This is a genomic window from Streptomyces sp. 7N604 (genome assembly GCF_052245475.1).
Classification (GTDB): Bacteria; Actinomycetota; Actinomycetes; order Streptomycetales; family Streptomycetaceae; genus Streptomyces.
The window spans coordinates 293,798-311,038 of record NZ_JBQQBX010000002.1; the positions used below are offsets into that span (position 1 = coordinate 293,798).

The following is a 17,241-nucleotide window of genomic DNA, read 5'->3' on the forward strand; positions in this document are numbered from 1 at the left end:
GAGGATTCAGGCAGAAGCGATTGCGATCCCGTCGAGGTCGATCAGGCCCTCGGCCACGATCACGGCGGGGCCTGTCATCTCGATGCGGCCGTCGGGGTGTTCGGAGATCACCAGGCGCCCGCCGGGGACGTCGACGGTGTACATGGCCGGGCGGCCGGTCACGGCCGGGTCGGCCCCGTCGCGGCGTGCGGCGGCGACCATGACGGCGCATGCTCCCGTTCCGCAGGAACGGGTCTCGCCCGAGCCGCGCTCGTGAACACGCATCGCCACGTGGGCCGGACCGCGGTCGACGACGAACTCGACGTTCGTGCCCTCCGGGTATGCGGAGGCGGGCTGTACGGGCGGCGGGCTCAGCAGGTCGCCCGCCTCGGCCAGGTCCTCGACGAAGGCGACGGCGTGCGGGTTGCCCATGTTGACGTTACGGGCGGGCCAGCTGCGGTCCCCCACGGAGACGGTGACCTGGCCCTCCGGGAGGAACGCCTTGCCCATGCCGACCGTGATGTCGCCGCCCGCGCTGTCCTTGGCGATGTGCACCTGCCGCACCCCGGCGCGGGTGGCGATCGCCAGGTCGCCCTCGCCGACCAGGCCCGCGCGCTGCAGATAGCGCGCGAAGACGCGGACCCCGTTGCCGCACATCTCGGCGATGCTGCCGTCGCTGTTGCGGTAGTCCATGAACCACTCGGCTTCCGCGGCCATCCCGGCGGCCTCGGAGTGCGCGGCGGACCGTACGACGTGCAGCAGCCCGTCCCCGCCGATCCCGGCCCGCCGGTCGCAGAGCCGCGCCACGGCGGCCGCCGGGAGGTCCAGGGCGTTGTCGGGGTCGGGAATGATCACGAAGTCGTTCTCGGTGCCGTGACCCTTGAGGAAGGGGATCTGCGCGGTGCTCACACCCCGATCCTACGGGTCCGCTCGCCACGGCGGCCGCTCCGCGTCGAGGGAGCCGGTGCCGCGAACGGCGGCGCACGCTCCCCATCGAGGCAGCGGGCACCGCTCAATGGCGAATGCGCCCGACGGCAACAAGCACGAGCCCGCCCGCCCCAACGGCCACCCGCGTCGAGCGAGCGGACGTCGCTGAACGGCGGCGGCGCCCCACCGCAAGAAGAACGGAGCCGCCCGCCACAACGGCCACCCGGCGTCCAGGCCGCAGGCATCCCTGGACGGCGAATGCGCTCGACGACAAGAAACACGGATGCGCTCGCCGCGACGGCCGCTCCCCGTCGAGAGAGTGGGGCGGTCCGCTGTCAGCGGAGGCGGGCCACTCGCCAGATGGCGAGGGCGGCGATCGTCAGGACCACCAGGACGTAGAGGGCGACGACTCGCCAGTCCGGGCGCGTACCGGAGCCGCGGGGCGGCAGGCCCGGCCAGGTGAGGCCGACGCGGCGGCCGGCCATCATGCCCCAGCCCGCGGCGCAGCTGCTGATCAGCAGGCCGAGCATCGCCACGACCGCGCCGCCGTCGCCGAATTCGAAGGCGAGCGGGAAGGCGAACATCAACGATCCCGCGGCCGCGAGGCCGACGATCGGAGCGATCTGCCAGATCCGCAGCCGCCGCGGCGGGCGCAGCTCCCGGAAGGACTCGCCGCCGGTCTCACTCTCCGGACCGTCCGGTGTCAACTCGTCCGAATCCTCCTCCTGCGGCGGATACGGCTTGTCACGAGGGCCGGCCTCCATCGCCACACGCCCTCCCAGCTCAGACATCACGGCTCGATCGAAGGTCGATGATGGCACGCCGTTCGAGGCCTGGACGGCGGCCGGAGCGTCCCGATGCCATCACGTGATCAGGCTGTGACCGCCCGTTCGACCAACGTCAACGCCCGTCCCAGAAGTTCCGGTCGCCGGTCCGTGGCGCCGCTGAGCCAGTGCACCCGGGGATCCCTGCGGAACCACGAGTCCTGGCGGCGCGCGAAGCGCTTGGTGGCGCGTACGGTCTCGGCTCGCGCTTCCTCCTCGCCGCACTCCCCGGCCAGGAAGGCGAGCACCTGCTGGTAGCCGAGCGCGCGCGAGGCCGTACGCCCCTCCCGCAGGCCGACGGTCTCCAGGGACCGCACCTCGTCGACGAGGCCCGCCTCCCACATGCGGTCCACCCGCAGCGCGATCCGCTCGTCGAGTTCGGGCCGTTCGACGTCCACGCCGATCTGCACGGTGTCGTAGACAGCGTGGTGCCCGGGGAGGTTGGCGGTGAAGGGGCGGCCGGTGATCTCGATGACCTCCAGCGCGCGTACGATGCGCCGCCCGTTGCTGGGCAGGATGGCGCGGCCCGCCTCCGGGTCCTCGGCCGCGAGCCGGGCGTGCAGGACCCCGGAGCCGTGCGACGCCAACTCGGCCTCCAGGCGCGCGCGTACGTCCGGGTCGGTACCCGGGAACTCCAGCGCGTCGATGGCCCCGCGCACGTAGAGACCCGAGCCGCCCACCAGGACCGGGGTGCGCCCCGCGGCCAGCAGGCGGTCGATCTCCGCCCGGGCGACCCGCTGGTACTCGGCGACGCTCGCGGTCTCCGTCACATCCCAGATGTCCAGGAGATGGTGCGGCACGCCCTGGCGTTCCGCGGGCGTGAGTTTGGCGGTGCCGATATCCATGCCCCGGTACAGCTGCATCGAGTCGGCGTTGACGACCTCTCCGTCCAGGTGCTGGGCGAGAGCCACACCGAGATCGGACTTTCCGGCTGCGGTGGGCCCGACGACGGCGATGACCCGGGACACGGGCGCGGTGCTTCTCACTGGCACAGTCTCGCAAACCTCGAGGCGTCTCCTCGAACGAGTGACGTGACGGCCCCGGCCGGGAGTCGTTGCCTGTTGCGAGGTCCTGCACGCCGGTTTACGAGCCGGTCCGCCGAGCGCCGCAACGGGACGCTCCGGGAGACGCGGGATTTCGCTCGCACGAGTAATCTATGGAGTGGATATGGGCGTGTTTGCAAGGTTTCGCCGTCGTTCGTCCGCCGGGTCAACGCAGGAGGTGGCACAGGCCACTCCGACGGCGGAAACCGCCGAGGCTGCGGTGGAGGAGCCGGCAGGGGACGCGAAGCCGCCCGAGGCTGCAGAGGCTGTCGAGATCCCCAAGCAGCAGTCCGCGGACAAGGCCGCCGACAGCGAGACCGGCGAGGGCGCCAGGAACTAGTCCTTCGACAGGGAAGGTGGCCGGCTCATGGGGATGATGGACAAGGTCAAGGCCAAGCTCAACCGGGGCAAGGCCGAAGAGGGCGCACGCAAGCACCGTGGCAAGATCGACAAGGGGGTGGACACGGCGGCGTCCACGAGCGACGAGAAGACCCAAGGCAAGTACAGCAGCCAGACCGACACCGGCAGGGACAAGGCCAAGGAGTCCCTTGACCGCCAGCAGCAGAAGGACGAGGGCACCGGCACCTGACCATCGAGAGGCTCGATACCGAGTACGGAGTACGGCCGCGAAGTGCATCGCTTCGCGGCCGTCCGCGCGTACGGGCCCAGGACGCGCGTCAGGGCGTCCGCGGCCGGTGCGGCAGCGGTCTCTATGACTCCTACGACTTCTACGACCAGGTCGCGACGAAGTAGCCGACCCCGTACGGGGCGTCGTCGTAGAGGAGCCTGCCCTCGAGACCGGCGCCCTGCCCCGCGCCCGCGAGCACCTGCCAGACGGCACGGCCCGCGGCCTGCACCTCGTACGCCAGCTCCTCGTCGAGCGCCAGCAGGGCCGCGGTGTCCGCCGCGCCCAGCGCTCGTGCGGCCTCGGCGTCGAAACCGGCGGCACGCTCGTCGAGGTAGCCGGGCGCCTTGAGGGTCCGGCAGGCGCTGCCGTCCCCCATCACCAGCAGGGCGAGCCGCTCGGCGCCGGCCGCCACTTCCCGGCCCGCTTCGGCGCAGCGGTCGGCGGTGAGCTGCTCGCCGACTCCAAGGCCCTCGACGGGGGCGGCGGCCCACTGCGTACGCTCCAGCAGCCAGGCGGCCACGGCGAGGGAGGGCGGCAGCTCGCGCTCGCCGTGGGGTGCGCCCGAGGGCGCGCCGGATGAATCCTCGCCTGCGCCGAGGCGGACCTCCAGGTCGACTCCGAAGCCACGGAACGAGCCGCTCGCGGCCTGGGGGTACGGGCCGCGCCCGGGCTCGTCGGCGGGACCGACGACGAGGAGGCGGTCGGGGCGGGCGGCTGCGAGCACAGCGAGGGCGCCCGAGCAGGCGGTGCGGAGGGCGTCGAGCTCGGGGGCGGCGCCTGCGGCCACCTCGGGGACGAGCAGGGGCGGCGAGGGACATACGGCGGCTGCGGCAAGCATGTCCCGCACCCTAACGCTCGCCGCTCGGGCCGCTCCGACGCGTCGGGCCGCTGACCGACGCCGCGGTGGCGGCCCGGCCTCCCACCGGGTACGAACGGCCACGCGCCCAGGCGGCCGTTGATTCCTCCTGAACCAACGGCTGCCTCTACGGGCGCCGCTCGCGCAGCACGCGCGCGTGAGGTGTCAGCAGAAGGCCCTGCCGCGCAGCCCGCCGCCCGGGGCGTGCCCTCAGTCGCAGCCGCAGGCCGAGGCGGGGGCCGGCTCGGGCGCCGGAGCGCCGATCGTGGGCAGGCCGAGCATGACGCCCCTCGGGGCAGGCGGGGCAGCGTTGCGGCGCTCCCAGGCGTCGCCCGCGCTCGTACGGCGCACGCCCTTCGCGGGGCCCTCCGCCAGAAGGTGGTGGGGCGCCGCGTAGGTGATCTCGACCTCGACCACATCGCCCGGGCGCACCGGCTCTTCGGGGCGGGTGAAGTGAACGAGGCGGTTGTCGGGAGCGCGGCCGGAGAGACGGTGGGTGGCGTCGTCCTTGCGGCCCTCGCCCTCGGCGACCAGGACCTCGACCGTGCGGCCGACCTGCTTCTTGTTCTCGGCCCAGGAGATCTCCTCCTGGAGGGCGACGAGACGCTCGTAGCGCGCCTGCACGACCTCCTTCGGGATCTGCCCGTCCATCTCCGCCGCGGGGGTCCCCGGGCGCTTGGAGTACTGGAAGGTGAAGGCCTGCGCGAAGCGCGCCGACCGAACCACGTGCATGGTCTCCTCGAAGTCCTCCTCGGTCTCGCCGGGGAAGCCCACGATGATGTCCGTCGAGATGGCGGCGTCCGGCATCGCGGCCCGTACCTTCTCGATGATGCCGAGGTAGCGGTCCTGGCGGTACGAGCGGCGCATGGCCTTCAGGACGGCGTTCGAGCCGGACTGCAGGGGCATGTGCAGCTGCGGCATGACGTTCGGCGTCTCGGCCATCGCCGCGATCACGTCGTCCGTGAAGTCGCGCGGATGCGGCGAGGTGAAGCGGACCCGCTCGAGCCCGTCGACGCGGCCGCAGGCGCGCAGCAGTTTCGAGAACGCCTCGCGGTCGCCGATGTCCGAGCCGTACGCGTTGACGTTCTGGCCGAGCAGCGTGATCTCGGTGACGCCCTCGCCGACCAGGGCCTCCACCTCGGCGAGGATGTCGCCGGGCCGCCGGTCCTTCTCCTTGCCGCGGAGCGCCGGGACGATGCAGAAGGTGCAGGTGTTGTTGCAGCCGACCGAGATGGAGACCCAGGCGGCGTACGCGGACTCGCGCCGGGTCGGCAGCGTGGACGGAAAGGCCTCGAGGGACTCGGCGATCTCGACCTGCGCCTCCTGCTGGACGCGGGCGCGCTCGAGCAGCACGGGCAGCTTGCCGATGTTGTGAGTGCCGAAGACGACGTCGACCCAGGGGGCCTTCTTGACGATGGTGTCGCGGTCCTTCTGCGCGAGGCAGCCGCCGACGGCGATCTGCATGCCGGGCCGCCTCGCCTTGATCGGGGCGAGCCGGCCGAGGTTGCCGTAGAGCCGGTTGTCCGCGTTCTCCCGCACCGCGCAGGTGTTGAAGACGACGATGTCGGCCTCGCCTTCGCCGGTGCCCTCGGGCGCCCGGACGTAACCGGCGTCCTCCAGCAGGCCGGAGAGCCGCTCGGAGTCGTGGACGTTCATCTGGCACCCGTAGGTGCGGATTTCGTAGCTTCGGGTGAGGGCGTCCTGCGCGGTCATGCAACCAGGGTAGGCGGTGCCGGAGGTACCTCCCGACCCCGGAGCCTCGCCACAGGGCCGGGCCCGGAGCCATCGCTCTCCGGATCTCGCTCCGGCCGGAGGCTCCGCCCCCTGTCCGCGCCGATCGGTCTGCCTCGTGAGCGACTCGTTGCGGAACTCTCTGCGGAACTTCCTGCAGCCCCTTTGCGGATCTTCCTGAGCGACTCGGCGAAAAAGCTATCTTACATTCCAACCAGTCGGTATTGTGCGCGGGCCGGGCCACTCCTGGAACGGGAGGGACCCGCAGCGCGACGTTCGCCGGCCGACCCCGGCCGGAACAACCCGACCGCGCACACGCGGCACTCCCGGACCACCGCCTCCGGCCCCCCCCACGCACCGCACTTTCACGCATGCACGCAGGAGCCGAGCCGTACGGAGGGCCGGGCGATGACGCACTACGGGGACAACTGGTACCCCCAGGAACCACCACGACGGTGGCCGACCGAACCACCACCACCCTGGCCGGGCGAAACACCACCCTGGCCGACCCAACCACCACCACACTGGCCGGCCGAACCACCACCACCCTGGCCGACCCAACCACCACCACCGTGGCCGGCTGAACCACCACCACCGTGGCAGGCCGAGCCGCCGCTGCAGGCCCGCTCGTACCCACCCCCACCGCCGCGCGGCGACGAACTGAGGTCTCTCCGCTCGGCCTACCGTCTGCTCCGCCGGGTCTCGACCCTCACCGCACTCGGCTACTTCGTCATCTACGTGATCCTTTCCTGCTACGCGGAGGACCTGATGAGCACCCGGGTCGCCGGAGAGCTGCCGGTGGGGATCGCCCTGGGGCTGCTCCAGCTCGGGGTGACGTTCGCGGCGGTCCGCTGGTACGAGCACAGCGCACGCCGCTCGGTGGATCCCCGGGCGCTGCGCGCCAGGCAGCTGCGCGGCAGGCAGGGCGGGAACGCGGGGGCGGGCAGATGAACAGCGACTTCGGCTCCGAGACGCAGACCACGGTCCTGCTCATCTTCACGGTGCTGGTCACCGTCACGCTGCTGCTCTGCGTGATGGCGGGACCCGACCGCGACGACCTGGCGAACTTCTACACCGGCTATCGCAGGCTCACTCCGTTCAAGAACGGGCTGGCCATCGCCGGCGACTACATCTCCGCGGCCACCGTGCTGAGCACCACCGGCATCATCGCGCTCGCCGGCTACGACGGCTTCGTCCTGGCGACGAGCACCGGGCTGTCGCTGGTGCTGCTGATGTTCCTGCTCGCCGAACCGCTGCGCAACGCGGGGCAGTACACCATGGGTGACGTCCTGGCCCGCAATATGCCGGGCCCGGCCGTACGCATCGCCGCCGCCGTCATCACTCTCGCCGCGTCCCTGCCGTTCCTGGTCGTCCAGTTGTCCGGGGCCGGGTCGCTGCTCATCTTCATCCTCGACATCCCGCTCGACGGCGCCAAAACGGCCTGCATCGTCATCGTCGGCACCCTGATGATCGTTTACGCGGGCCTCGGCGGCATGAGGGGAACCGCTCTCGTCCAGATCATCAAGATCGTGCTGCTGCTCGCCGTCAGTGTCTTCGTCGCCGTCCTGGTGCTGAACCGCTTCGACTGGAGCACGGACGCCCTGCTCCAGGCCGCACAGCGGGGCAGCGGGGCAGGCTCCGCATACCTCGAACAGGGCCTGCAACTGGGCCGGTCGACCAGTGCCCAGCTGGACTTCATCAGTCTGCAGTTCACCGTCGTGCTCGGCGTTGGCTGCCTGCCGCACGTCACGATGCGCCTGTACTCCGCGAAGGACGCGCCGGCCGTGCGCCGCTCGATGTCCTGGGCGGTCGGTGCGGTCACCACCTTCTGCCTGCTGGTGATCATCATGGGGGCCGGCGCGGCGGCGCTGGTCGGATCGCGCCTGATCACTCGTGCCGACCCCCATGGCAAGACATCCGTACTGATGCTCTCCCGGGCGCTCGGGCAGGAGACGTCGGTCAGCGAGACGCTGCTCTACTCGGCTGTGGCCGGGATGGTCTTCATCACCCTGCTGTCGTCCGTGGCGGGGATGACCCTGGCCGCCGCCTCGTCACTCGCCCATGACCTGTATGCCCACGCGATACGGCGCGGGCGGGCGCACCCGCGCACCGAGATGACGGTGGCGGGATGGACCGTCGCCGCCGTGGGCACGACCGCCATCGTGCTCGCCGTGCTGGTGCAGAACTGGAACGTCGCGGTGCTGACCACGCTGGCCGTCTGCATCGGAGCTTCGGCCGTGGCCCCCGCGCTGACGTACTCCCTGTTCTGGAGGGGATTCACGCGCACCGGGCTGCTCGCCACGCTCTACGGCGGGGCGGCGTGCGCACTGGTGCTGATGATCTTCTCCAAGGCTGTTTCGGGCACGCCGGACGCGGTCTTCCCCGACACCGACTTCCACTGGTTTCCTTTGCAGTCGACGGGGCTGATCTCCGTTCCCGTCGGCTACCTGGCGGGCTGGCTGGGCAGCCGTCTCGACCGCCGCCGCCGACCCGCCGTCGGCTGGGAGAGCCGGCAGCGCTACGAGGAGAGCGAAGCCCGGCTGCTCGCCGCCGCCGACTGAAAAGCCCGTCGGCGACATCATCCATATTCCCGAACGGTGATGGATGGTTGAATCTCGCGACGTAATCGAGGCTGCACGCGGCAGGTTATCGGTTACGCAATGGACTACTCCACTCCGACAATTGCATTGGCCAGTCAACACGCCCCTGTCCGGGGCCTGGAAGATTCCGGCCACATTATGTGGACCGGTCAGGGCAGGATCGGGTTGCCGAAACCCCCCAGCGACTGCAGATCGGATACATCAGCCCTGGTGAGCGACTGTCTGATACATCAACCATCATCAAGTACCCGGTTGCCACTCTGTCTTGAACATTCGGGGAGAGACCAGGCGGGCTTTGGCTTTTACCTCGGCGCGGTACTCTCTCAACTCCCGCACCGCTCACCGGATGACCGACCGTCCGACGGAGGGCAGCGGGTAGAAAGCGATTTCACGTGAGAAGTTTTCTCCACAAGGCCCACGAAATTCCTTGCGGTCACCGCTCAGTTCACCGGAGCAAGCTCCGATCCAGAGAAGGAGACCACCATCGTGCCGACTCCCCTATCCGCTACCGTCCCCCTGCACGCCTTGGTCGCCGGTCCCCGCGGCGCATGGCGACCGGGCCGCGTCCTCACCACACGGACCGGCCACGCCACAGTCACCCGTCCGGCGACCGTCGAGGATCACGCCGCCGTCAACCCCCTTCACGCCCGCTGCTCGTTGGCGTCCCTCTGCGCGCGCTACCAGAATCCGCGCCGCGTCCTGAGCGCGGCCGAGTGGCGTCACATGACGCACCCCGACCGCGGCCTGAGTTGGGTCACCCACCCCGAGGGTGACCCGCACACCGTCATCGCGGTGCTGAATCTGATGCGCACCCAGGAGGAGCGCACAGCCGAGCTGGGACTGCTGGTCGAGGACGGCTGGCAGAGCAGGGGCCTGGGCACCGCACTCGCCCGTCACGCCTTCGAGGCCGCTCCCATGCTGGGCTACCGCACAGTGACCGTGCTGACCGGAGCGGACAACGTCCGCATGCTGCGCATACTGAAGGGCGTCGGCGCCACGCTGCCCCCTCCCTCCGGAACGATCGTCAACGCGACGCTCCTCGTGGAGTAGGACGGCAGGGCGCCCTCCCCGGAGCGTGGCTGAGGGCCATGACGGAGCCGGCCCGCGCTGACCGGCGGGTCACCCGGGCGGTTCCGACAGATGCGCCAGGATGCCGCAGACCTCTTCCACGATCTCCCGCGCCTCCGCCGTGTCCGCGCAGTCGGCAAGCTCGCGGGCCGCACCGCCGATCACCGACGTCAGCAGGGTCACCCGGACCCGGCCCGCGCGGCGGGTCTCGTCCACCCTGAGGAGCTTGGCGTTGCGCCGTACCCAGCAGCGGTCCCACTGCCGCCGCACGGCGTCGAAGCCGGTGGGGCCGTCGTTCTCCAGCAGCAGTCTGCCGATGCGCCGCTGCTCCCAGGCGCCCTCGAGATACGCGCGGGCTCCCGCCACGAACAGGGCGATGGGGTCCTCGACGCCCTTGCCGCGCGCTTCGGCCACGACCGCCGCGGTCCGCCGCTCCTGCTCCTCCTGGAACTCCTCCCACAGCGCGAGGTACAGCCCTCTCTTGCCTCCGTAGTGGTGGAGGAGGTTCCCGACGGCGGTCCCGGAGCGCGCGGCGATCTCGGTCACGCTCGCGTTGCTGTAGCCGCGCTCGGCGAACACGTCGAGTACGACGTCCAGCAGCGCGCGCCGTGCCGGGAAGTCCGCCGCGGCCGCTGTGGAGGCCGGACTCGCGTCCCGGTCCGAATAGGTCTGGCTCACTGTCCGTCCTCGCCTTCCCCGGCCGCGTCGCGGATGGCGAGGGCGACCAGCAGCTCCAGCAGGTCCGCGATCCGGCGCGGGTTGCGCCCGGTGCGTTCCTCGATACGGCGCAACCGGTAGTGCGCCGTGTTGTGGTGCACCCGCAGCCGGTCCGCCGCGAGCCGCAGGTTCAAGTCCGCCTCGGCGAACGCCCGTACCGTCGACGCGAGTATGGCCCCGCGCTTGCGGTCCTCGTCCAGCAGGGCGGTCACCCGGGGGTCCACCAGCTGGCGGGCGATGTCGTCGGCGCGCAGCGCCAGGTACTCGAACGGGGACAGCCTCGGCAGCGCCGCCACCCCACCCCCGCTCGGTACGAAGTCCAGGGCGGCCCTCGCCTCCTGGTAGGCGCGTGGCAGCTCGGAAGCGCCCCTGGCCACCGTGCTGATGCCCATGGCCAGCACGGTCCCGTCCCGGGCGAGGCGCTGCTGCAGGGCCTCGAAGCGCGCGCACAGGTCCTCCGGCTCCATGCCCGTGCGCAGCACCGGCACGGCCACGATCTCGCCGTGGCGTACGACGACCAGGGTTCTGGCGGCCCGTATGCCGGCGGCGGAGAGTGCCGCACTGGTGGCGTAGCCGCTCTCGGCAGCCGCATCGGGCCCAGTGACACAGACCGCCACGACGGCCATCATCGACGCGTGCGGGCCGATGCCGTACGCCTGTGCCGCGGCCATGAGCGGGCCCCGGCTCGGCGAACTGCCCGCCAGCAGCTGTTCGAGCACGTCCCTGCGCTCGCGGTCCGCGTCCGCCACCACGTGCTGCTGGAACTCGACGTAGGCCTGGGCCGCGTGCGTACTGGCGTATTCCATGTACCGCATCAGCGGGTCGACCAGGGCCAGCGCGGCCTCCTGCGCGGCGGCCGACGTGCCCGCGCACGCGAGCACCGCATCCCAGAAGACCTGCCGGCCGACCCGGAAGGCGCTGATCCAGTCCTCGAGTGGGAATCCGGCGCGGGCCCTCCTCATCGCCGCGGTCCTGCTGAAGACCAGGTCCTCGGGGGCGATGCTCCGCTCGCCCGCCAGCAGCGCCAGCGTGATCCGGTAGTGCGAAAGCACCTGGTGGCGCACGTCCTCGAAGAACCGCCGGTCCTGCACCGCGTACGACGGGATCTCCGTACGCATCACCGCGACGGCGGTCTCCGCGACCTCCTCCACCCGCTCCTTCACGGCGCACAGGATCCGCAGCCGCTCATTGCGCAGCGGCTCGGAAAGGTGGGGCGTACCCAGGACCAGTGCGCGAGGCATGGGCGGATCCTCGCCGCCGAACCGTGAGCCGTCAACAAGGTGCGCACCGACTTTTTCCGCAGGACTGTTCGCGGCGCACAGGGCTCCGGCAGTGAAGTTGGGTGTTCGCACCCAATGCCCACGAAGAGGGCGCCCACTTACTGTGACGCTCGCCTACCCCCCAAGGCCCCGTACCTTTCGAAAGGGCGCACCATGCTCGCGGTCGACGGTATCACCGTGCGCTTCGGCGGGATCACGGCTCTGGACGGCGTCGGTTTCGCCGTCGAACAGGGCACCGCCGTGGGCCTTATCGGGCCCAATGGAGCCGGTAAGACCACTCTGTTCAACTGCCTCACCCGGCGCTTCACGCCCAACGCGGGCACGGTGCGCTACGACGGCGAGGACCTGCTCGCGCTGGCACCGCACGCCGTGGCGCGGCGCGGCATCGCCCGCACCTTCCAGAACCTGGGCCTGTTCCAGCGGCTCACGGTACGGGAGAACGTCATGGTGGGCGCCCACCACCGGGGCCGCGCGGGGTACGCCACCGCCGCGCTCCGGCTGCCCCTGGTCCGGCGCGAGGAGGCGGAGCTGCGCTCCCGGGCGGACGAACTGCTGCACCGGCTCGGCCTGGCCGACGTGGCCGACCACCCCGCCTCCGGGCTGCCCTTCGGCACCCTCAAGCGCGTGGAGCTGGCCAGGGCGCTGGCGGTGCAGCCCCGGCTCCTGCTCCTCGACGAACCGGTCAACGGGCTGAGCCACGGAGAGGTCGAGGAGTTCGCGGAACTGGTCGGTGCGGTGCGCCGGGACTTCGACCTCACCCTGGTCGTGGTGGAGCACCACATGGGCTTCGTGATGGGGCTGTGCGACCGGGTGGTGTGCCTGGACTTCGGGCGCAAGATCGCCGAGGGCCCGCCGGAGCAGGTGCAGCGCGACCCCGCCGTCATCGAGGCGTACCTGGGGGCGGCGGCATGAGCGATCCGACGAAGGACTCCCCGGCTGAGGGCACTCCGGCGGAGGGCACTCCTGCGGCGGAGTCCGCGGCCCCGGACTTTCTCCAGGTGTCGGACCTGCACGCCGGATACGGGCAGGCCCGGGTGCTCCACGGCATCGGCTTCTCGGTCGGGCAGGGCGAGGTGTGCGCGATCCTCGGGCCCAACGGCGCGGGGAAGACCACGACACTGCGGGCGCTCAGCGGCATGGTCAAGGGCAGCGGGTCGGTGACCCTGAACGGCACCGAGCTGCTGGGCCGCTCTCCCGAACAGGCCGCCAGGCTCGGCGTGGCGCACGTGCCCGAGGGCCGCGGCACGTTCAACGAGCTCACCGTCGAGGAGAACCTGCGCGTCGGCGCGTATCTGCGCACCGGGCGCGGCCCGGGCAGCCGGGGCAGGGGCGAGCGTGCCGCCGTCGCGGCGGACCTGGACCGGATCTACGGCTACTTCCCCAAGCTGCGCCAGCGCTCCCGGCAGGCCGCGGGCAGCCTCAGCGGCGGCGAACAGCAGATGCTCGCGATCGGCAGGGCGCTGATGCTCCGCCCCGCGCTGCTGCTCCTCGACGAGCCCTCACTGGGCCTCGCACCGCTGGTCACCCGCGAGCTGTTCCGGATCGTCCGTAATGTCAACGAGGAGGAGCGCACGACCGTGGTCGTCGTCGAGCAGAACGCCAGGCTGGCGCTGGACATCGCGCACCGGGCCCACGTATTGGAGTCGGGCCGCCTCATGCTGTCGGGCCCGGCCGAACAGATCCGCCAGGACGAGCAGGTCGCCGAGGTCTACCTCGGCGTCCCCGTCCGGGCCGGCGAGGGCGGGTGAACGACGTGGCCGAATTCCTCCAGCAGATCGTGGAAGGGCTCGGCTCGGGCTCGGTCTACGCGAGCCTCGCCCTGGCCCTCGTCCTGATCCACCGGTTCACGGGGATCGTCAACTTCGCCCAGGGCGAGCTCGCGATGATCTCCACCTATGTGGCGTGGCAGCTGATCGCGTCCGGGATGTCGTTCTGGCTGGCGCTGCCGGTCACGCTCGCGGTCTCGTTCGCGGGCGGCATGCTCATCGAACGGGTTCTCATCCGGCCCGTCGAGGGCGCACCGGAGCTCACCATCGTCATCGTCACCGTGGGCCTGTTCATCTTCGTCAACGCGGTCGCGGGCCTGATCTGGTCGTTCACCGTGAAGGACTTCCCGCAGCCGTTCCCCGACGGCGGCATCGACCTCGGCGGGGTGAGCGTCGGCTGGTCCACGCTCGGCGTCATCGGAGTCGTGGCCGTGGTGATGGGGCTGCTGTACCTGCTGTTCCAACACACCGGGATCGGCCTGGTGATGCGAGCGGTCGCCTGCAACCCCGCCTCGGCCAAGCTCTCGGGTATCCGGGTGGGCCGGGTGCTGATGCTGGGCTGGGGGCTCGCCGCGACGGTCGGCGCGCTGTCGGGCGTGCTGGTCGCCCCGCTGTTGTTCCTGGAGCCGAACATGATGGGCGGGGTTCTCATCTACGCCTTCGCCGCGGCCACCCTCGGCGGCTTCGACAGCCCGGTGGGCGCGGTGGCGGGCGGCCTGGTCGTGGGTATCGCCGAGACCCTGGCGGGGGCCTACGCGGAGTTCGTCGGCGCGGATCTCAAGATCGGCGTACCACTGCTGATCATCCTCGTGGTGCTGCTGGTGCGCCCGCAGGGTCTCTTCGGCCGGGCGGCGGTGGAGCGGGCATGAGCAACGGGAGACTCACCACCATGGATGCGCGTGCCGCACGCCTGCTGCGCCCACTCGCGGCGCTGGTCCTCGCCGCCGCCCTCCTCGGGGCTCCGTACTACTTCGCCCCGTTCCGGGTCTTCCAGCTGACCATGGTGCTGCTGTACGCGGTGGCGCTCGCGGGCCTCAACCTGCTGGTCGGGTTCGGCGGGCAGATCTCGCTCGGGCACGGCGCGTTCTTCGCCGTGGGGGCCTACACGGCGGCGGTCATGCTCGACCGGTTCGATACCGGCCACCCGGCCACGCTCCCGGCCGCCGCCGCAGCGTGCTTCCTGCTCGGGCTGGGCTTCGGGGTGCCGGCACTGCGCCTGCGCGGCCTCTATCTGGCCCTGGTCACCCTCTCGCTCGCGGTGTTCCTCCCGCCGCTGCTCAAGCGGTTCGAGTCGGTGACGGGCGGCTCGATGGGCCTGACCGTGGACAAGCCGCAGCCGCCCTCCTGGACGGGCCTGGCGGAGGACCAGTGGCTGTACTTCCTCGCCCTCGCCGTGGCCGCAGTCGCGCTGCTGGCCGCCCGCAACCTGCTGCGCTCGCGCGTCGGCCGGGCGCTGCTCGCCATCCGCGAGAACGAGGCCGCGGCGGAGGTCATGGGAGTGCGGCTCTCGTTCCACAAGACCCTCGCCTTCGCATGGAGTGCGATGTTCGCGGGTGTCGCCGGCTGCGTCTACACCTGGGTGATCGGGTTCGTCTCACCCGACTCGTTCAGCTTCGTCCTCTCCGTCACGCTGCTGGCCGGCCTCGTCGTCGGCGGCCTGGCCTCGCTGTACGGGCCGCTGCTCGGGGCCGCGTTCGTGATGTACGTGCCGAGCATCGCGCAGGACGTCAGCGAGGCCGCGCCGGGCGTCGTCTTCGGCCTGCTGATCATCGTGGCCATGTACGTGGCCCCGACCGGACTCGCCGGTCTGGTGGGGCGCGTCGCGCGCGCGGACCGGTGGCGCCGCCTCCCCTTCCTCCGTGCGCAGGCGAGTCGCGCGCCGGAGTCCGTTCCCCCCGCTACACCCTCAGGTTCCGAACCACTGGACGCCGTGCCACTCGGCACGCCGTCCACACCGGGAAAGGGATGATTCCGGATGCGTCAGAAAACAGCGATACGCGCAGCAGCGGCGGGAATCGCCGCCCTGCTCACCGCCACCGCCTGCTCCAGCCAGCGCGGAGAGGAGGACGCAGGCACCGCGGCGGACGGCGCCTGCAAGGGACAGCAGACCACCGGCATCACGGACAAGAGCATCAAGCTCGGCGGGGTCTACCCGCTGTCCGGGCCCGCCTCCGCGTACGGCACGATCAGCAAGGGGGTCAGCGCGTACTTCAAGTACATCAATGCCGAGAAGGGCGGCATCGACGGGCGCAAGGTCGAGTTCATCGTCCGTGACGACGGCTACCAGCCGCCGAAGGCCGTGGAGGAGACCAGAAGACTGGTCGAGAAGGAGAAGGTCTTCGCGGTGTTCCAGACCCTGGGCACCCCGTCCACGGCGACCGTGTGGGACTACCTCAACCGGCAGAAGGTGCCCCAGCCGTTCGTCGCCACGGGCGCCTCCATGTGGGGCACGGACACCAAGCACCCGTGGACCACGGGCTGGCAGCCCAACTACGTCGCGGAGTCCCGGATGTACGGCGACTACCTCAAGGACGAGAAGCCCAAGGCCAAGGTGGCGGTGCTCTACCAGAACGACGACTTCGGCAAGGACCTGCTCGGCGGCTTCAAGGAGGCCGTCAAGGGCAGCGGGATCAAGGTCGTCGCCACGGAGAGCTACGAGGTCACCGACCCGTCCGTCTCGGCGCAGATGGCGAACCTCGCCCGTTCCCGGGCGGATGTGCTGCTCAACATCACCACGCCCAAGTTCGGCAGCCAGGCACTCGCCGCCGACGCGAAGAACACCAAGTGGGACCCGCTGCACATCGTCAACAGCGTCTCCTCGTCGACGAGCGTGCTGCAGCCCGTCGGCTTCAAGAACGTGCAGGGCGTGGTCTCGGCCACCTACTTCAAGGACCCCGCCGACCCGCAGTGGGCGGACGACGCCGAGATGAAGGCGTACCGCAAGGCGCTGAAGAAGTACGAGCCGGAGGCCGAGCCCTCGATCCAGCTCAACGCCTACGGCTGGGCCGTGGCCTCCAGCCTGCACAAGGCGCTCGACGCGATGGAGTGCCCGACGAGGGAGGGGCTGCGGGACGCCGTGCGGAACCTCAAGGACGTCAAGGTGGACATGCTGCTGCCCGGCGTCACCCTGGCCACAGGGCCGGACGACGGCTTCCCGATCGAGACGATGCAGATGATGCGGTTCAAGGGCGAGCGCTGGAGGCTGTTCGGCGAACCGCTGGACACGCGCAAGGAGTTCGGCCCCGTCACGGACTGAGCGGCGGTTGACGGAGAAGGGCCTGACCGGCAGGGACCGGTCAGGCCCTTCGCTGTTGTCGGTGCCCCGGCCGTCTGCAAGGATTGACTTTTGTCACGAAAGGAGCATCTCGTGGTATCTCGCCTCAATCCGTACATCAGTTTCGACGGCAACGCGCGGCAGGCCATGGGTTTCTACAAGCTCGTCTTCGGCGGCACCTTGACGCTGAACACCTACGGTGAATTCGGCGCGCAGCACTCCGGCGACGCCGACAAGATCATGCACGGCATGCTCGAGACGGGCAGCGGATTCACGCTCATGGGCGCCGACACCCCGCCGGGGACGGAACACAAACCCGGGAACAACATCGCGGTGAGCCTGAGCGGGGACGACGCCGATGAGCTGCGCGGCTACTGGCGGAAGCTGTCCGAAGGCGGCACCGTGTCGGTCCCCATGGAGAAGCAGATGTGGGGCGATGTGTTCGGCGCGTGCGTGGACCAGTTCGGCATCTCCTGGATGGTCAACATCAGCGAGCCGCAGGCCTGACATGCCCTCGCTGGGTTTACCGCCGCCCCGCGATGAGTTTC

At 70.6% G+C, this 17,241-nt stretch carries 19 protein-coding genes; 12 read left to right on the top strand and 7 right to left on the bottom strand.

Annotated features, from left to right (window positions below; translation table 11 throughout):
- Positions 1-6: 6 nt before the first annotated feature.
- The 3 genes from dapF to miaA form a co-directional block, all read right to left on the bottom strand.
- A complete protein-coding gene (gene dapF, locus ACTWP8_RS03470) occupies positions 7-888 on the bottom strand; it encodes a diaminopimelate epimerase (RefSeq protein WP_443320655.1) in 882 nt (293 codons plus the stop codon).
- 353 nt (positions 889-1,241) lie between these two features.
- Positions 1,242-1,670, bottom strand: a complete 429-nt coding sequence (locus ACTWP8_RS03475; protein WP_443320710.1) for a hypothetical protein — start codon at positions 1,668-1,670, stop codon at positions 1,242-1,244.
- A 107-nt stretch (positions 1,671-1,777) separates the two neighbouring features.
- On the bottom strand, positions 1,778-2,716 hold the full coding sequence (miaA, locus tag ACTWP8_RS03480; RefSeq protein WP_443320656.1) for a tRNA (adenosine(37)-N6)-dimethylallyltransferase MiaA: 939 nt from the start codon (positions 2,714-2,716) through the stop codon (positions 1,778-1,780).
- Positions 2,717-2,951: 235 nt separating this feature from the next.
- Here miaA and ACTWP8_RS03485 point away from each other — a divergent pair, with 235 nt between their 5' ends.
- Entirely contained in the window at positions 2,952-3,113 is a 162-nt protein-coding gene (locus tag ACTWP8_RS03485) for a gliding motility protein (protein WP_443320657.1), read from the top strand.
- Between the two features lie 27 nt (positions 3,114-3,140).
- Complete coding sequence (locus tag ACTWP8_RS03490) at positions 3,141-3,362, top strand: antitoxin (RefSeq protein ID WP_443320658.1); 222 nt, start codon at positions 3,141-3,143, stop codon at positions 3,360-3,362.
- A 139-nt stretch (positions 3,363-3,501) separates the two neighbouring features.
- Here ACTWP8_RS03490 and ACTWP8_RS03495 read toward each other — a convergent pair whose 3' ends face one another.
- Both ACTWP8_RS03495 and miaB read right to left on the bottom strand, forming a co-directional pair.
- Complete coding sequence (locus ACTWP8_RS03495; RefSeq protein WP_443320659.1) at positions 3,502-4,239, bottom strand: class III extradiol dioxygenase subunit B-like domain-containing protein; 738 nt, start codon at positions 4,237-4,239, stop codon at positions 3,502-3,504.
- Between the two features lie 228 nt (positions 4,240-4,467).
- Entirely contained in the window at positions 4,468-5,970 is a 1,503-nt protein-coding gene (gene miaB / locus ACTWP8_RS03500) for a tRNA (N6-isopentenyl adenosine(37)-C2)-methylthiotransferase MiaB (protein WP_443320660.1), read from the bottom strand.
- Between the two features lie 473 nt (positions 5,971-6,443).
- Here miaB and ACTWP8_RS03505 point away from each other — a divergent pair, with 473 nt between their 5' ends.
- The 4 genes from ACTWP8_RS03505 (at position 6,444) to ACTWP8_RS03520 (ending at position 9,638) form a co-directional block, all read left to right on the top strand.
- A complete protein-coding gene (locus ACTWP8_RS03505; RefSeq protein WP_443320715.1) occupies positions 6,444-6,572 on the top strand; it encodes a hypothetical protein in 129 nt (42 codons plus the stop codon).
- A 76-nt stretch (positions 6,573-6,648) separates the two neighbouring features.
- Positions 6,649-6,939: a DUF485 domain-containing protein gene (locus tag ACTWP8_RS03510; protein ID WP_443320711.1), complete on the top strand. Its 291-nt coding sequence runs from the start codon at positions 6,649-6,651 to the stop codon at positions 6,937-6,939.
- Positions 6,936-8,549 carry a sodium/solute symporter gene (locus tag ACTWP8_RS03515; protein ID WP_443320661.1) on the top strand — a complete coding sequence of 538 codons (1,614 nt, stop codon included), beginning with the start codon at positions 6,936-6,938 and terminating at the stop codon, positions 8,547-8,549. Before ACTWP8_RS03510 ends, ACTWP8_RS03515 begins: the two co-directional genes overlap by 4 nt.
- A 525-nt stretch (positions 8,550-9,074) precedes the next feature.
- Entirely contained in the window at positions 9,075-9,638 is a 564-nt protein-coding gene (locus ACTWP8_RS03520) for a GNAT family N-acetyltransferase (protein ID WP_443320662.1), read from the top strand.
- A gap of 69 nt (positions 9,639-9,707) precedes the next feature.
- Here the strand turns inward: ACTWP8_RS03520 and ACTWP8_RS03525 are convergent, their stop codons facing one another.
- Both ACTWP8_RS03525 and ACTWP8_RS03530 read right to left on the bottom strand, forming a co-directional pair.
- Positions 9,708-10,334 (bottom strand): TetR/AcrR family transcriptional regulator, encoded by a 627-nt coding sequence (locus tag ACTWP8_RS03525; protein WP_443320663.1) that lies wholly within the window; start codon positions 10,332-10,334, stop codon positions 9,708-9,710.
- On the bottom strand, positions 10,331-11,614 hold the full coding sequence (locus ACTWP8_RS03530) for a PucR family transcriptional regulator (RefSeq protein WP_443320664.1): 1,284 nt from the start codon (positions 11,612-11,614) through the stop codon (positions 10,331-10,333). The genes ACTWP8_RS03525 and ACTWP8_RS03530 overlap by 4 nt, the downstream gene beginning before the upstream one ends.
- 192 nt (positions 11,615-11,806) lie before the next feature.
- Between ACTWP8_RS03530 and ACTWP8_RS03535 the strand changes: the two genes are divergently transcribed.
- From ACTWP8_RS03535 to ACTWP8_RS03560, 6 genes are all read left to right on the top strand, one after another.
- Entirely contained in the window at positions 11,807-12,565 is a 759-nt protein-coding gene (locus tag ACTWP8_RS03535) for an ABC transporter ATP-binding protein (protein ID WP_443320665.1), read from the top strand.
- Positions 12,562-13,401, top strand: coding sequence for an ABC transporter ATP-binding protein (locus ACTWP8_RS03540; RefSeq protein WP_443320666.1), 840 nt, complete (start codon positions 12,562-12,564; stop codon positions 13,399-13,401). The genes ACTWP8_RS03535 and ACTWP8_RS03540 overlap by 4 nt, the downstream gene beginning before the upstream one ends.
- Before the next feature lie 5 nt (positions 13,402-13,406).
- Positions 13,407-14,288: a branched-chain amino acid ABC transporter permease gene (locus tag ACTWP8_RS03545; protein ID WP_443320667.1), complete on the top strand. Its 882-nt coding sequence runs from the start codon at positions 13,407-13,409 to the stop codon at positions 14,286-14,288.
- On the top strand, positions 14,285-15,388 hold the full coding sequence (locus tag ACTWP8_RS03550) for a branched-chain amino acid ABC transporter permease (protein ID WP_443320668.1): 1,104 nt from the start codon (positions 14,285-14,287) through the stop codon (positions 15,386-15,388). Before ACTWP8_RS03545 ends, ACTWP8_RS03550 begins: the two co-directional genes overlap by 4 nt.
- Positions 15,389-15,394: 6 nt before the next feature.
- On the top strand, positions 15,395-16,675 hold the full coding sequence (locus ACTWP8_RS03555) for an ABC transporter substrate-binding protein (RefSeq protein WP_443320669.1): 1,281 nt from the start codon (positions 15,395-15,397) through the stop codon (positions 16,673-16,675).
- 111 nt (positions 16,676-16,786) lie between these two features.
- The gene (locus tag ACTWP8_RS03560; RefSeq protein ID WP_443320670.1) at positions 16,787-17,200 is read left to right on the top strand and encodes a VOC family protein; all 414 of its coding nucleotides are present in this window, start codon (positions 16,787-16,789) and stop codon (positions 17,198-17,200) included.
- Positions 17,201-17,241 lie beyond the last annotated feature (41 nt).

Bases quoted from the DNA above. Each gene is read 5' to 3' on its own strand.
- ACTWP8_RS03540 (WP_443320666.1), top strand. From the start codon at position 12,562: ATGAGCGATCCGACGAAGGACTCCCCGGCTGAGGGCACTCCGGCGGAG.
- ACTWP8_RS03535 (WP_443320665.1), top strand. From the start codon at position 11,807: ATGCTCGCGGTCGACGGTATCACCGTGCGCTTCGGCGGGATCACGGCT.
- miaB (WP_443320660.1), bottom strand. From the start codon at position 5,970: ATGACCGCGCAGGACGCCCTCACCCGAAGCTACGAAATCCGCACCTAC.
- ACTWP8_RS03490 (WP_443320658.1), top strand. From the start codon at position 3,141: ATGGGGATGATGGACAAGGTCAAGGCCAAGCTCAACCGGGGCAAGGCC.
- ACTWP8_RS03530 (WP_443320664.1), bottom strand. From the start codon at position 11,614: ATGCCTCGCGCACTGGTCCTGGGTACGCCCCACCTTTCCGAGCCGCTG.
- ACTWP8_RS03515 (WP_443320661.1), top strand. From the start codon at position 6,936: ATGAACAGCGACTTCGGCTCCGAGACGCAGACCACGGTCCTGCTCATC.
- ACTWP8_RS03475 (WP_443320710.1), bottom strand. From the start codon at position 1,670: ATGGAGGCCGGCCCTCGTGACAAGCCGTATCCGCCGCAGGAGGAGGAT.
- ACTWP8_RS03555 (WP_443320669.1), top strand. From the start codon at position 15,395: ATGCGTCAGAAAACAGCGATACGCGCAGCAGCGGCGGGAATCGCCGCC.
- ACTWP8_RS03495 (WP_443320659.1), bottom strand. From the start codon at position 4,239: ATGCTTGCCGCAGCCGCCGTATGTCCCTCGCCGCCCCTGCTCGTCCCC.
- ACTWP8_RS03550 (WP_443320668.1), top strand. From the start codon at position 14,285: ATGAGCAACGGGAGACTCACCACCATGGATGCGCGTGCCGCACGCCTG.